A 12,011-nucleotide genomic window follows, 5' to 3' on the forward strand; every position below is an offset into this window, starting at 1 on the left:
CACGAACCATTTCGTACCGGGAGAAGCCCGGGGCGAGCGGAGACCCCGGCCTCGCACGGACGGGAGAGGGAACGGAGACGACGATGAGGGCTTTCGTGGTCGAGAAGTACGGCGACCAGTCCGGGATGCGCGCCGCCGAGACAGCCGAACCGCGGACAGGTGCCGACGACGTGCTGGTCAAGATCCACGCGGCGGGCGTCAACCCGCTGGACCTCAGGATCCGCAACGGAGACTTCAAGACGTTCCTGCCCTACCGTCTCCCGCTCGTTCTGGGCAACGACCTCGCAGGGACGGTCGTCCGGGTCGGCGCCTCCGTCACCCGCTTCGCGGTGGGCGACGAGGTCTACGCCCGGCCCGACAAGAACCGCATCGGTACCTTCGCCGAACTCATCGCCGTCCACCAGGACGACCTGGCACCCAAACCGGCCGCCCTCACCATGGCCGAGGCCGCCTCTCTTCCCCTGGTCGCCCTGACTGCATGGCAGGCACTGGTCGAGCGGGCACGCGTGCGGCCGGGCCAGAAGGTCCTCGTCCACGCGGGCGCCGGCGGCCTCGGCTCCATCGCCGTCCAACTGGCCAAGGCGCTGGGCGCGCACGTGGCCACCACCGTGAGCACCGGCAAGGTCGACGTGGCCAAGGACCTCGGCGCGGACGTCGTTGTCGACTACCGCACCCAGGACTTCGAAAAGGTCCTCGACGGCTACGACGTCGTCCTCGACAGCCTCGGCGGCGAGAACCTCGCCAAGTCCCTGCGCGTTCTCAAGCCCGGCGGCACGGCCATCAGCGTCGCGGGCCCGCCCGACCCGGCCTTCGCCCGCGAACTGGGCGTGAACCCGATCCTCCGCCTGGCCATGACCGCCCTCAGCTTCAAGACCCGACGCAACGCCAAGCGCCGCGGTGTGACGTACTCGTTCCTGTTCATGAAGGCCAGCGGCGACCAACTGCGCGAACTCACCGCCCTCGTCGACACCGGGAAGATCCGCCCCGTCGTCGACCGCGTCTTCCCGTTCGAGGAAACCCTCCAGGCGATGGAGTACGTCGAAACGGGACGGGCGAAGGCCGGCAAAGTCGTCGTCGTCATGCCGTAAGAGCGGGCCGAGGCCGGGCGCCGGTCACCTCGGATCAGCCGAGACCACGATGGGCGGCCCACAACGCCCCGGCGCGGCTGGCGGCGTCGGATACCAGGGCGGCCAGTTCGGGTTCGTCGGGGACGGGGAACGCGACGTAGGCGCCCCGACCGCCACCGACCGGCCTGCCGTAGGCCTTCACGGCGAGGTGACCGTCCGGGAGAAGCCGGACGTTGAGTGTCGTCAGCGTGAACGCTTCACCGCGTCGGGTGTCCGTCCAGCGGAGCGCCTGCGGGATCACGACGTTGATCGCCAGAGCACTTACTTCCAGCTCGCTGTCCATGCCCGGATGATGTCACGCGGGTCACCGCGGGCGGCCGGCGCCGGCAGCCCAAGTCATCCCCCTCTCCGGACGGCCCGTCCGGCACCCGGGACTCGTCTGAACCGCGGGCTTCGTTGCGCTGGGCAGGGCGGGGATGGGGATGGTCCTGGCCTCGGTCACCGAGGTAGCCGCCCGGCTGACGCCAGCCCGCCGGGCCCGGCGCGGGCTGCCTGAACACGCTGTCTGCCGAAGCGACCCGAAGTTCTGGACGCGCCGCGCATGGAAGCTCATGTTCCGCTTCGTTGCGCGCGGGCGCGCGCCGATACGTGACGTGCGCACTGGTCACGCGCTGGTGCTCCCCTTCGGGGCGCCCCGAACGAGTGACAAGCAGTGGGGTGTGCGAAGCGGAGGGAACGCGGGAAGCACGCGGCCACGATCCGTGAGGCGCGTGACCGCGATCGTTTCCCCTCACAGGAAGGACACCGCATGTCGTTCACCACACGAGCTGTGGGCCTGGTCGCCGCGACGCTCCTGACCGTGCCCCTCACGCAGGCACACGCCGGCGCCCCCCACCGGGCCGCAGAAGCTCCCGTCGGGCCCAACCGCATCATCAACGGCAGCTTCCTGAGTCCCGGAGTCACCCGCGAGCAGCGGCTCAAGGCGTTCAACGCGGACACCGACGCCCCCATCACCCCCTGGGAGGTCACCGCGGGCGAGGTGCACATCTTCTCCGAACACGAGGCGGGCGCCGGCGGCGCCCAGGCCGCGGACCTCACCGGTGGCCCCAAAGCCACCATCAGGCAAGCCGTCCATCTCGACGAGGGCATCCGGTACCGGCTGACGTGGCAGGAGCGCACCGAGAGCTGGGAAGGGTGCGGGGAGAAGCCCGCCGAGAACCAGAAGTACCAGGTCGCCGTCACCGGGCAGCGCACCAAGACCTACACCCCCACCTCGTCCTGGCAGCCGCCGGACCCCAACCCCCTGGACTTCACCGCCACGGCGGACGACACGGTCGTGCAGTTCATCTCCGCCTCCGACAACAACGTGGCCCCCGCCCACTGCGGCGCGATGATCACCCGCATCTCGCTGAAGGAACTCAGGAGCGGCAACAACTGACCCCGCGCAGCCCGCACGCACGCGACGGGCGCGCTGTCGCATGACAGCGCGCCCCGCCCTTCCAGGAGAACCAGCTTGAAGCACCCCGCTGCCGCCACCTGTCTGCTCGCCGCAACGGCCTTGCTCGTCACGGCGAGCCAACTCACCGGACACAGCACCGCTGCCGTCGCCGAACCGTCCGTCCGCAACGGCACCTTCACCGACCCGACCGCCCCTGCCGGCAGCTACCTGCGCGTCACCGGCGACTCCGCCCACGGCCCGGCCCACTGGTCGCTCACCCGCGACGACATCGACCTCTACAGCCCCTCCCTGGCCCGCCTCGACGACGCGCAGTCCGCCGACCTCACCGGTTCCCACAACGGAGCCGTCAGCCAGAGCATCGCCACCACAGCCGGCCAGACCTACGAACTCACCTGGCAGGACGCGCCGGACACCTGGCCCGGAGCCCCGCAGGACCCCACCGGCTTCGATCCGGAGAAACAGAGCTGCGCGGACAAGAACGCCGACGACCAGCCGTACCAGCTCGTGATCGGTGACACCCGCGCCGTCACCTACCGGCCGTCCGGCACCGGTCACCAGCCCGCCTGGACCGCCCGGTCCCGGCAGTTCACCGCCCGGGAAGACGACACCGTCATCCGGTTCATCTCCCAGTCCAGCACCGGGACGCTGCCCCACTGCGGCCCCCAGATCACCCGCGTGAGTCTCCGCCCGGCAGCCGTCCCCCGGCACGAGCCGGACACACCGGCCAGGAGTACGGCCACCCACCCGTGACCCGGCCGGCGTGATGTGCGGCGTACACGCAGCCGCACATCACACCGGTGTAGGAGACGGCCACCGCGGGGATGTCCGCCAGGGCGGGCGCCTTCCTTGCACAGCCATCAGGGCAGGTGATCGTAGCCGTCGCCTTTGCCCACAAGGCTCAGCCCGGCGTGCCGGATGCTCTGGTCCGTCCTCGGTGACGGCGTGGGGCCGCATGCAGTGGAGGACCACGGGATTTCCCGCCGGTACTGGACCGTCACGCGTGGCCCTCGCCGTAGAAGCGCACGTAGTCGACCGACATCGTCGCGGGAGAGGGTGTCGAGGCGTCGGGAGGGCCGGGCCAGTCGCCTCCGACGGCGACGTTGAGCAGGAGGTGCATGTCCTGTTCGAAGACCCAGTCACGTGGCTCGGGCAGTTGCGACGGGGTCAAGGTGAAGTACGGCTTTCCGTCGACGGACCAGGTGATGCGCCGCGGTCGCTTGTCGACGGCGTAGACGTGGAAGGCCCGCGACGCGTCAGCGGGGAGGGTGGTGGAGCCGCCGATCCCGTTCTCGTTGAAGTAGGACGGCCCGTGGGCGGTGCCGTACACCGTTCGCGGTTCTCCGCCGACCACCTCGCAGATGTCGATCTCTCCCTGTCCGGGCCACTCGACTCCGTTGTCGCCCAGCATCCAGATCGCCGGCAGCAGTCCCGTGCCGGTGGGCATCTTCGCGCGTATCTCCACGCGTCCGCGGGTGAGTGCGACCTTTCCCTCGGTGGTGAGCCGGGCCGACGTCCAGGTGCAGAACTGCCGCGTGTAGCACGGCAGGCGTGATGCCCCGGGGGCCGGCCGCGCCGAGATGAGGAGGTGACCCGCGCCGTCGAGGGCGGAGTTGGCCACCTCGTCCGTGTAGTACTGCAGTTCGTTGTTGCCCCAGCCCTCGGCGTCCCGGTTACCGATCTCCGTGTTCCAGGATTCCTCCGACGGGCGTGCGGCCGCCGCTCCGTCGAACTCGGCCCGCCAAAAGGGCCGTTCCCCGGACGGGGAAGGGCTCGTGCCGCCAGGAGAGGCGCATCCGCCCAGCAGTCCGCCCAGTGCCAGCACGAGTGCCAGGCGGGTACGTCGGTTCATGGCGTTGCTCCTGGGAGAAGGTGCGGAAAACGGTGAGCACGGTCGTGTCCCTCCGCGCGAGGTGACCGGACCCGGAGGAACCGCGACCTGTCCACAGGACACGAACCTTACAAAGCGCCGGCCAGGTCGATGCCGGCGCGTGCCGGTCACGGTGCGCACTCATGAGCATGACTGAGCATCATGTGACATGTCGACGCCACGATCCGGTACGTCGACGGTCTCGGCACCCCGGCTGGAGGGGCTCAGCTGGTTCGTTGGTGGGAGCCGGCAACGTTCGTCGGACGGCCGGGCGGTGCCCGGCGACCAGGGTCAGTTCGTGTGCGTCATGATGTCGTCGCGGCCGTACGGGACGCGTGGTGCCGTGCGCCGGTGACGACGAGTGAGACGTTCTGTCCACCGAAGCCGAAGGAGTTGCTGAGCACGGCCTCCTGGGGGACCTCTCGTCGCTCGGTGACGACATCGAGGTCGATGCCGGGACCGACGCCGGCCGTGGCCAGATTGCGGGTCGGCGGGATGACGCCGTGCTCCACGCTGAGGACAGCGATGAGGGCTTCGATCGCGCCGGCCGCGCCGAAGAGATGGCCGAGAGCCGCCTTGGGGGCTGTCACGGTGGCGCGGCCGAAGACCTCCCCGATCGCGTGTGCCTCGGCGACGTCACCGACCGGAGTTCCGGTGGCGTGTGCGTTGATGTGGCCGATCTGCCCGGGAGCCAAGCCGGCTTGCGCGAGGGCCTTCCGCATGGCCGAGATCTGACCGGAGCCGTCGGGAGCGGGCGCCGTGATGTGGTGAGCGTCGGCGGCGATACCGGCGCCGGCGAGCACCGCGTGGACGCGCGCGCCCCGGGCACCGGCGTGCTCGGCGCTTTCGAGCACCACGACGGCCGCGCCTTCGCTGAGGACGAATCCGCTGCGGTCCGCGGCGAACGGCCGGGACGCGGACGCGGGTTCGCCGGTATGCCGTGACAGTGCCTGCGCCTGGGCGAATCCGGCGACGGTGATCGGGGTGATCGCGGCCTCGGTCCCGCCCGCGATGACCACGTCCGCCTCGCCGGCACGGATGAGCCTGGCCCCCAGGGCGATCGCCTCGGCACCGGAAGAGCACGCCGAGACGGGCGTGTAGACACCAGCCCGTGCGCCGTACTCGATACTGATCAGCGCCGCCGCCGCGTTCGGCATGAGCATCGGGACCGTACGCGGTGAGACGCGCCGCGTCCCGGCCTTCTCCAGTACGTCGTCTTGCTCCAACAGCGTGCCCACACCACCGATGCCCGTGCCGATCGCCGATGCGAGCCGGTCCGGTTCCACCTGCGGGGCCCCGGCGTCGGCCCAGGCTTCGGCCGCCGCGCCGAGGGCCGCCTGCTGCGAGCGGTCGAGCCTCCTGGCCCGCACCGGCGACAGCAACTGGGCGGGGTCGATCGCCATCGTCCCCGCGACGGTGTCGGGAAGGCCGGCGTCCGCGTGGCCGCGCGGGACGCCGCGGATGCCGGACTCGCCGGCGAGCAGGGCGTTCCAGGTGGACACCACGTCTCCACCGAGTGGGGTGATCGCGCCGAGCCCGGTCACGACGACTTCAGTGTGTTGCATGCGCTTCGACCTTTCTTGTATGCCATACAAACTGGCAGGGCTTGTTGTATCACATACAATCCAGGGGTGGAGAAGAAGCGAACCGAAGCCCGCGCGACGCCGACTCCGGCGCTCGACCGTGGTCGCGCGACGAGACGCCGGCTGATCGAGGTCACTGCCCGGCTCTGCAAGGAGCGGCCCGGCGCGGAAGTGAGTGTCGCGGAGATCGCGAACGCGGCAGGCGTCTTCCCCAATCAGGTCACCTACTACTTCGGCTCCAAGGACTCGCTGCTCGTACACGCCGCCTTCCTCGGCTTGCTGCACGACACCCGGCGGATCGAGCGCATCGGTCGCCAAGCCCCCGATGCGGCGGCCTTCCGGCGCAACATCGCCCGCGCCGTACTGGCCATGCCCTCGCTCCCCTCGGTCACGCGAGCACTCGCCACCGGGATCTCCAAGCCCGAACTCGCCCCCGTGGTCGACCAGCACCTCCAGTTGCTGTTCCGGCAGTCCGAGCGCTTCGTGAGCCAGCTCATCGACACCCGCGGCTGGAGGGCCCGTCGGCCGCTCGACGTGGAGGCCAGGACGTTCTGGAGCACCGCGCTCGGCGCGGTGCTGCTCGTCCGTGCCGGGGCACACGGCACCAACGGCGACCTCGACCTCGCCGGAGCGCTGACCATCGAGGACGCACCCGAACCCGGCTAGGCCGTTCCTTGCCGCCGCGCCGCGCCGCCGTCAAGGCGGGGCCAGGGCTCGGCGGGCCGGGAAGGGCTTCCCCGTGCGACGCCGGCGTGCCGTTGGTTCCGCTCCGGATCGGCGGGTACGTGCTGCGGCATGGGATCTTTGGGTTCGCCGGTGTTGCTGGCGTTGTTCGTGGCCAGTGCGGCCGTCATCTGGTTCGCGGGTGTCAAGCTGTCGGACACCACCGATGTGCTCGCCGAACGGCTTCATCTGGGCAGTGCGCTGGGCGGTCTGATCCTGCTGGCGGTCGCGACGAACCTGCCCGAGATCGCGATCACCGCGAGCGCGGCGATGGCGGGCCGGCTGGATGTCGCGGTCGGCAACATTCTGGGCGGTATCGCCATCCAGACGGTCGTGCTGGCGGTCCTGGACGCGGCCGGGGTCCGGCCGCGGGCTCCGCTGACCCGTCTGGCGGCCAGTCTGCAACTGGTCCTGGAGGGGGCCATGGTGGTGGTCGTCCTGGCCGTGGTGGTGATGGGCACGCAGCTCTCCCCCGGCCTGCACGCCGCCCGTCTGGCCCCCGCCTCGGTGGCGATCGCCATCTTGTGGGTGGTCGGTCTGATCCTGCTGGACCGGGCCGGCCGGGGTCTGCCGTGGCGGGAGGGCGGTGACGCCCCGGACGGCCAGCCCGAGCCGCGCGGCCACTCCAAGGGCAAGAAGGAGAAGGCCGCCAGCGACAAGGGCGTGAGCACCGCGCGCGCCGCGCTGGTGTTCGGCGTGGCCGCGCTGGCCACGCTCGTGGCCGGTGTCGTGATCGAGCGCAGCGGCGAGGAGTTCTTCGCCCGGCAGGGTCTGAGCGGTGTGCTGTTCGGCGCGACCGTGCTGGCGGCGGCCACCTCCCTGCCCGAGGTCAGCACCGGTCTGACCTCCACCAGGCTGGGCGACTACCAGCTCGCCATCAGCGACATCTTCGGCGGCAACGCCTTCCTGCCCGTGCTGTTCCTGCTCGCCACCGTCATCTCCGGCCGACCGGTCCTGCCGGCCGCGCACGACACCGACATCTACCTCACCGCGCTCGGGATCCTGCTGACCGTGGTCTACATGGCGGGGCTGATCTTCCGCCCGCGCCGCCAGTACGCGCGCATGGGCGTCGACAGCATCGCCGCGGTGGTCATCTACCTCGTCGGCATCGCCGGCCTGGCCACCATCGCCACCTGAGCTGAGCAGGTCCCCTCACCTCTGGCCGGTGGCGCTGTCAGCCGTGCTCCGGCTCCACCGGGAGCCACAGTTCGGCGTCGGCCTCGGTCCGGTCCGGCGACAGGCGGGTGCGCAGGATCTCGGGGCCGGTGCGGGTGCGGTACGGGTTCGACGGGAACCACTCGGTGAACACGTCCCGCCACAGCTCCTGGATCGCCCGGGGCACCGGCCCGGAGGTGGTGAAGACCGCCCACGTGCCGGCCGGGACGGCCAGCGTGGTCGTGCCCTCCGGTGGCGCCGCGGAAGTGATCACGCCGTGGTGGTAGTCGAGTTCGGTGCCCTCGGCGCGGCTGGGGTCCATGCCGTCGCAGACCGCGACGATGCCGTGCGGCTCCTGGTCCGACAGCTTCTCCAGGCGCTCCAGCGCCCGTGGGTCGGTCCCCCGGACGAAGTCCACGATCGCCTGGTTGGGTCCGGTGTGCACCAGCGGTACGCGGGTCCGGAACCCGACGACGGTGAAGGCCGCCTTGTCCACGACGCGGTACCGCATGCTGCTGCTCCCCTCGACGGTGAGGCGGAAGGACATCCGGGACTGGGAGCTGAGCGCGGCGCCGGTGCGGCGGGCCTCGCCCGGTCCGATGCCGTGCATGGCACGGAACGCCCGCGCGAACGCCTCGCCGGAGCCGTAGCCGTAGCGCACCGCGATGTCCAGCAGCGTCTCGCGGCCCGCGAGCACGTCGGCACCGGCGAGGGTGAGCCGGCGGCGCCGGATGTACTCCGACAGCGGGATGCCCGCGAGCGCGGAGAACATCCGGCGCAGGTGGTACTCCGAGGTGCCCGCGACGCGCGCCAGCTCGGCGACGTCGAGGTCCTGGCCGAGCCGGCGCTCGATGTGCTCCATGGCCCGGTTCAGCCGCTCGGGCATGCCCGGCCTCCTTCGTCTCTCTCCCCGCACGGCCACGGTGCTGACGGCGCTCTCTTCGCGCACGGCCGCCGTGCCGACGGTATGTCCCCCGCACGGCCAGCGTGCCGACGGCAGCCGTGTCGCATGTCTATCCGGCGCCGTGGCCGGGGGTGTCCCGGCCCAGGCCCCGGCGGATCGCGGTCTCCACGGGCGCGTACGCGCCGTCGGCCCGCTCCAGTGCGTACGGCGCGGCCGGCAGCAGCGGCGGCTGGGCCATGAAGCGCGGCCGCGCCCCGTGGTGCGGTTGCGCGGCGTGCACCAGGAACGGATGGCACAGGAAGACATCGCCCGGGGACCCGGTGGCCAGGGCGAGCGGCCGGTGGCCGGACGCCGCCGTCAGTTCGGGGGCGAGGGTCAGCCCGCTCGCCCCGTCCTCCCCGTACTTCTCCAGCACCTTGGGCACGTCGAGGTGCGAACCGACCCGGATCCGGGTCGGGGCGTCCTCCTCGCCGACCTCGCTGAACAGGAACAGCATCAGCAGCGCCCGGCCCCGGGAGCGCAGATTGGTGAAGTACCAGTTCTCGCCCTCCGGCAGGTAGCTGCCCTCGATGTGCCAGCCCGCGTCGTCCGGCTCCTCCGGGTGCGGGAAGCGCAGCGGGAACGTGCCCAGCGAGTAACGCGGCTCCCAGCGTCCCGCGCCGACCAGCAGGTCGTACGCGTGGTGCAGGAACGGGGAGTTGGGCGCGGCGGCGAACGGCCCCTGGGCCATGCCCGCCACCCAGTGCACGGGCCGCGTCCACGTCGACGGGTCGTCCGGGTCGCAGCCCGTCTCCCGCCACAGCAGCCGCGCGCAGTCCGCGGCCACGCGCGGCGCGACGGCGCCCTCCAGCTTCACGAAGCCGTCACGGAGGAAACGGGATACCAAGGTCGTGTCGTCCATGCCCCCATCGTGCGGCGGCACCGGCCGCGCTCACCCGACTTCCTCCGCACCGGCTTTGTCGGGTATCGCGCGTACGGCGTCCTCTTACCGCGAGAGGCTCGGTCGGGGCAGCCTTCGGGGGTGTCACCGGCTTCGGGTGCCGGTGGAGCGGGCCGGCCGTGGGGCCGGTCCGCTCAGCCGCCGCTCTTGCGCCGGAACGACCGCTGGCTCGAGGCCGGGCCGTGCGCCGCGCGCACCTTCGACGCGTCCGGGTTGGCGGCGACGTCGGCGGCGTCCGCCTGCGCACCGCGCTTGCGCGCCAGGGCTTCGCGGAACTTGCGCTTGAGGTCGTAGGTGCCGTCGTCGTCCGGCGTCACAGGGGACGTCTCGGGGACGGTCGGCTCCGAACCTTCCGTGGTGGCGGGCTCTGGGGTCATGGGGACCTCCTGGGTTGGGGGTGGGCAGGCACAGCTTGTCATGCCGGGCGCGGTGGGGGCACCGGCGTTATCAACCCGCTCGGTTGCGGCGCACGAGGGCGGCCTTGCGGGCCTCGGCCAGCTTGCGGGCCTCGCCGGACTTGCGGGACTTGCCGCCGGCGCCGCGGGAGGCGTCCTTGCTGGTGCCCAGGCCGCGGAACGGGGCGTTGGTGTTCTTGGGCCGGGGTACGGCGGGGCCGCTGTCGAGCGGGGTGCCAGAGGGGGACTTGGCGCCGGTGATCCGGCTCAGTTCGGCCTCGCCCGAGCGCACCTTGGTGACGGTCGGCTCGATCCCGGCCTCGGTCAGCATCCGGCTGGTCTCGCGGCGCTGGCCCGTCAGCACGAGCGTGACCACGCTGCCGGACTCGCCGGCGCGGGCGGTGCGGCCGGCCCGGTGCACGTAGTCCTTGGGGTCGGTGGGCGGGTCGACGTTGACCACGAGGTCCAGGTCGTCGACGTGCAGGCCGCGGGCGGCGACGTTGGTCGCCACCAGGACGGTGATCTGGCCGTTCTTGAACTGGGCCAGGGTCCGGGTGCGCTGCGGCTGGGACTTGCCGCTGTGCAGGGCCCCGGCGTGCACTCCGCTGGCCCGCAGATGCCGGGTGAGCTGGTCGACGGCGTGCTTGGTGTCGAGGAACAGCAGGGCGCGGCCGTCGCGGGCGGCGATCTCCGTGGTGACGGCGTAGCGGTCGGGGCCGTGGACGACCAGGACGTGGTGCTCCATCGTCGTGACCGCGCCCGCGGACGGGTCGACCGAGTGGACGACGGGGTCGTGGAGGTAGCGGCGGACGAGCTGGTCGACGTCGCGGTCGAGCGTGGCCGAGAACAGCATGCGCTGGCCGTCGGGGCGCACCTGGTCGAGGATCTCGGAGACCTGCGGCAGGAATCCCAGGTCGCACATCTGGTCGGCCTCGTCCAGCACGGTGATCCGTACGCGTCCCAGGCGGCAGGCGTTGCGCTCGATCAGGTCGTGCAGGCGTCCGGGGGTGGCGACGACCACCTCGGCTCCCTCGCGCAGCTCGGCGACCTGCCGGCCGATGGACATGCCGCCGACGACCGTGGCCGTGCGCAGCCGCAACGCCTCGGCGTACGGTGCGAGCGCCTGGGTGACCTGCTGGGCCAGCTCCCGGGTGGGTACGAGGATCAGGGCGAGGGGCTGCTTCGGCTCGGCGCGCCGCCCGGCCGTACGCGTCAGCAGCGGCAGGCCGAAGGCGAGCGTCTTGCCCGATCCGGTGCGGCCGCGGCCCAGGACGTCGCGGCCGCGCAGGGCGTCGGGCAGTGTGGCGGCCTGGATCGGGAAGGGGTCGCGCACCCCGAGTCCGTCCAGGGTCCGCAGCACCTCCGCCGGCAGGTCCAGGCCGGCGAAGGAGACGGCCGGGGGCGGCGCGGTCGTGGCGGGACCGCCGGGTGCGGTGCCGGAGTCGTCGGGGTGGTTCATGAGGAGCCTTCCGCAGGGGACGTATCGAGGAAGGCCCGGCAGGACCGGACGGTCCCCGCACGAGCGGAACCGAACGGACGGAATCGCCCACCGCGACGACCACGCAAACGCATGACGATAGCACAGGCACGTCACGCCGTTCCCGTGCGGTCGCTCAGCGCGGCAGCCGGGACAGCAGGTGTGCGAGGTCGTCGGGGAACCCGGGCATGTGGGGTTCGGCGCAGTACCGCACGGTGCAGGCCGCGGAGACCAGTTCCATCGCCGAGTACTCGCCGAGCGACAGCATCTTCGCGCACATGCCCAGAGGGACCACGAAATCCGCCTGGGCGCCGTCCGTCAGCGTATCGAGCAAGCCGGACTCCTCCGAGAAAACCAGCTCCACGACCGACGTCAGAATTCCCGCCAGTTCGGAAGTGTCCACTCCGCCAGAGAGTTCGATCATGTCTTCGTATTCGGCGA

The 12,011-nt window shown here is 71.5% G+C and carries 13 protein-coding genes; 5 read left to right on the forward strand and 8 right to left on the reverse strand.

From position 1 onward, the window contains the following. Positions 1-83 precede the first annotated feature (83 nt). Positions 84-1,088 carry an NADP-dependent oxidoreductase gene (locus tag ACZ4SV_RS06845; RefSeq protein ID WP_468002016.1) on the forward strand — a complete coding sequence of 335 codons (1,005 nt, stop codon included), beginning with the start codon at positions 84-86 and terminating at the stop codon, positions 1,086-1,088. A gap of 34 nt (positions 1,089-1,122) precedes the next feature. Here ACZ4SV_RS06845 and ACZ4SV_RS06850 read toward each other — a convergent pair whose 3' ends face one another. Then, entirely contained in the window at positions 1,123-1,410 is a 288-nt protein-coding gene (locus ACZ4SV_RS06850; RefSeq protein ID WP_365875242.1) for a hypothetical protein, read from the reverse strand. A gap of 465 nt (positions 1,411-1,875) precedes the next feature. Here ACZ4SV_RS06850 and ACZ4SV_RS06855 point away from each other — a divergent pair, with 465 nt between their 5' ends. Both ACZ4SV_RS06855 and ACZ4SV_RS06860 read left to right on the forward strand, forming a co-directional pair. After that, positions 1,876-2,505, forward strand: a complete 630-nt coding sequence (locus ACZ4SV_RS06855; RefSeq protein ID WP_468002018.1) for a DUF642 domain-containing protein — start codon at positions 1,876-1,878, stop codon at positions 2,503-2,505. Positions 2,506-2,580: 75 nt separating this feature from the next. Further along, positions 2,581-3,276 (forward strand): DUF642 domain-containing protein, encoded by a 696-nt coding sequence (locus ACZ4SV_RS06860; protein WP_468002020.1) that lies wholly within the window; start codon positions 2,581-2,583, stop codon positions 3,274-3,276. A 244-nt stretch (positions 3,277-3,520) separates the two neighbouring features. Here ACZ4SV_RS06860 and ACZ4SV_RS06865 read toward each other — a convergent pair whose 3' ends face one another. Next, a complete protein-coding gene (locus ACZ4SV_RS06865; protein ID WP_468002022.1) occupies positions 3,521-4,375 on the reverse strand; it encodes a glycoside hydrolase family 16 protein in 855 nt (284 codons plus the stop codon). A 323-nt stretch (positions 4,376-4,698) separates the two neighbouring features. Continuing rightward, positions 4,699-5,958 (reverse strand): beta-ketoacyl-[acyl-carrier-protein] synthase family protein, encoded by a 1,260-nt coding sequence (locus tag ACZ4SV_RS06870; protein WP_468002024.1) that lies wholly within the window; start codon positions 5,956-5,958, stop codon positions 4,699-4,701. Between the two features lie 66 nt (positions 5,959-6,024). On the opposite strand from ACZ4SV_RS06870, the gene ACZ4SV_RS06875 reads away from it, so the two are divergent. Further along, on the forward strand, positions 6,025-6,642 hold the full coding sequence (locus ACZ4SV_RS06875) for a TetR/AcrR family transcriptional regulator C-terminal domain-containing protein (RefSeq protein WP_468002026.1): 618 nt from the start codon (positions 6,025-6,027) through the stop codon (positions 6,640-6,642). A gap of 129 nt (positions 6,643-6,771) precedes the next feature. Then, a complete protein-coding gene (locus tag ACZ4SV_RS06880) occupies positions 6,772-7,836 on the forward strand; it encodes a sodium:calcium antiporter (RefSeq protein WP_397935255.1) in 1,065 nt (354 codons plus the stop codon). A 37-nt stretch (positions 7,837-7,873) separates the two neighbouring features. Here ACZ4SV_RS06880 and ACZ4SV_RS06885 read toward each other — a convergent pair whose 3' ends face one another. The 5 genes from ACZ4SV_RS06885 to ACZ4SV_RS06905 all read right to left on the reverse strand — a co-directional run bounded on the left by ACZ4SV_RS06885 (position 7,874) and on the right by ACZ4SV_RS06905 (position 11,904). Beyond that, positions 7,874-8,740 carry an AraC family transcriptional regulator gene (locus tag ACZ4SV_RS06885; protein WP_468002029.1) on the reverse strand — a complete coding sequence of 289 codons (867 nt, stop codon included), beginning with the start codon at positions 8,738-8,740 and terminating at the stop codon, positions 7,874-7,876. A 127-nt stretch (positions 8,741-8,867) separates the two neighbouring features. Next, positions 8,868-9,659, reverse strand: a complete 792-nt coding sequence (locus ACZ4SV_RS06890; RefSeq protein WP_468002031.1) for a phytanoyl-CoA dioxygenase family protein — start codon at positions 9,657-9,659, stop codon at positions 8,868-8,870. A 173-nt stretch (positions 9,660-9,832) separates the two neighbouring features. Next, positions 9,833-10,075, reverse strand: coding sequence for a DUF5302 domain-containing protein (locus ACZ4SV_RS06895; RefSeq protein WP_468002033.1), 243 nt, complete (start codon positions 10,073-10,075; stop codon positions 9,833-9,835). Between the two features lie 70 nt (positions 10,076-10,145). Next, complete coding sequence (locus ACZ4SV_RS06900) at positions 10,146-11,552, reverse strand: DEAD/DEAH box helicase (RefSeq protein ID WP_468002035.1); 1,407 nt, start codon at positions 11,550-11,552, stop codon at positions 10,146-10,148. 154 nt (positions 11,553-11,706) lie between these two features. After that, the gene (locus ACZ4SV_RS06905; protein ID WP_468002037.1) at positions 11,707-11,904 is read right to left on the reverse strand and encodes a hypothetical protein; all 198 of its coding nucleotides are present in this window, start codon (positions 11,902-11,904) and stop codon (positions 11,707-11,709) included. Positions 11,905-12,011: the final 107 nt, after the last annotated feature.

This window comes from Streptomyces sp. NPDC027672 (assembly GCF_055566335.1).

Coding starts and splice junctions, on each gene's coding strand:
- ACZ4SV_RS06880 (WP_397935255.1), top strand. CDS start 6,772: ATGGGATCTTTGGGTTCGCCGGTGTTGCTGGCGTTGTTCGTGGCCAGT.
- ACZ4SV_RS06855 (WP_468002018.1), top strand. CDS start 1,876: ATGTCGTTCACCACACGAGCTGTGGGCCTGGTCGCCGCGACGCTCCTG.
- ACZ4SV_RS06865 (WP_468002022.1), bottom strand. CDS start 4,375: ATGAACCGACGTACCCGCCTGGCACTCGTGCTGGCACTGGGCGGACTG.
- ACZ4SV_RS06890 (WP_468002031.1), bottom strand. CDS start 9,659: ATGGACGACACGACCTTGGTATCCCGTTTCCTCCGTGACGGCTTCGTG.
- ACZ4SV_RS06850 (WP_365875242.1), bottom strand. CDS start 1,410: ATGGACAGCGAGCTGGAAGTAAGTGCTCTGGCGATCAACGTCGTGATC.
- ACZ4SV_RS06845 (WP_468002016.1), top strand. CDS start 84: ATGAGGGCTTTCGTGGTCGAGAAGTACGGCGACCAGTCCGGGATGCGC.
- ACZ4SV_RS06870 (WP_468002024.1), bottom strand. CDS start 5,958: ATGCAACACACTGAAGTCGTCGTGACCGGGCTCGGCGCGATCACCCCA.
- ACZ4SV_RS06895 (WP_468002033.1), bottom strand. CDS start 10,075: ATGACCCCAGAGCCCGCCACCACGGAAGGTTCGGAGCCGACCGTCCCC.
- ACZ4SV_RS06885 (WP_468002029.1), bottom strand. CDS start 8,740: ATGCCCGAGCGGCTGAACCGGGCCATGGAGCACATCGAGCGCCGGCTC.
- ACZ4SV_RS06900 (WP_468002035.1), bottom strand. CDS start 11,552: ATGAACCACCCCGACGACTCCGGCACCGCACCCGGCGGTCCCGCCACG.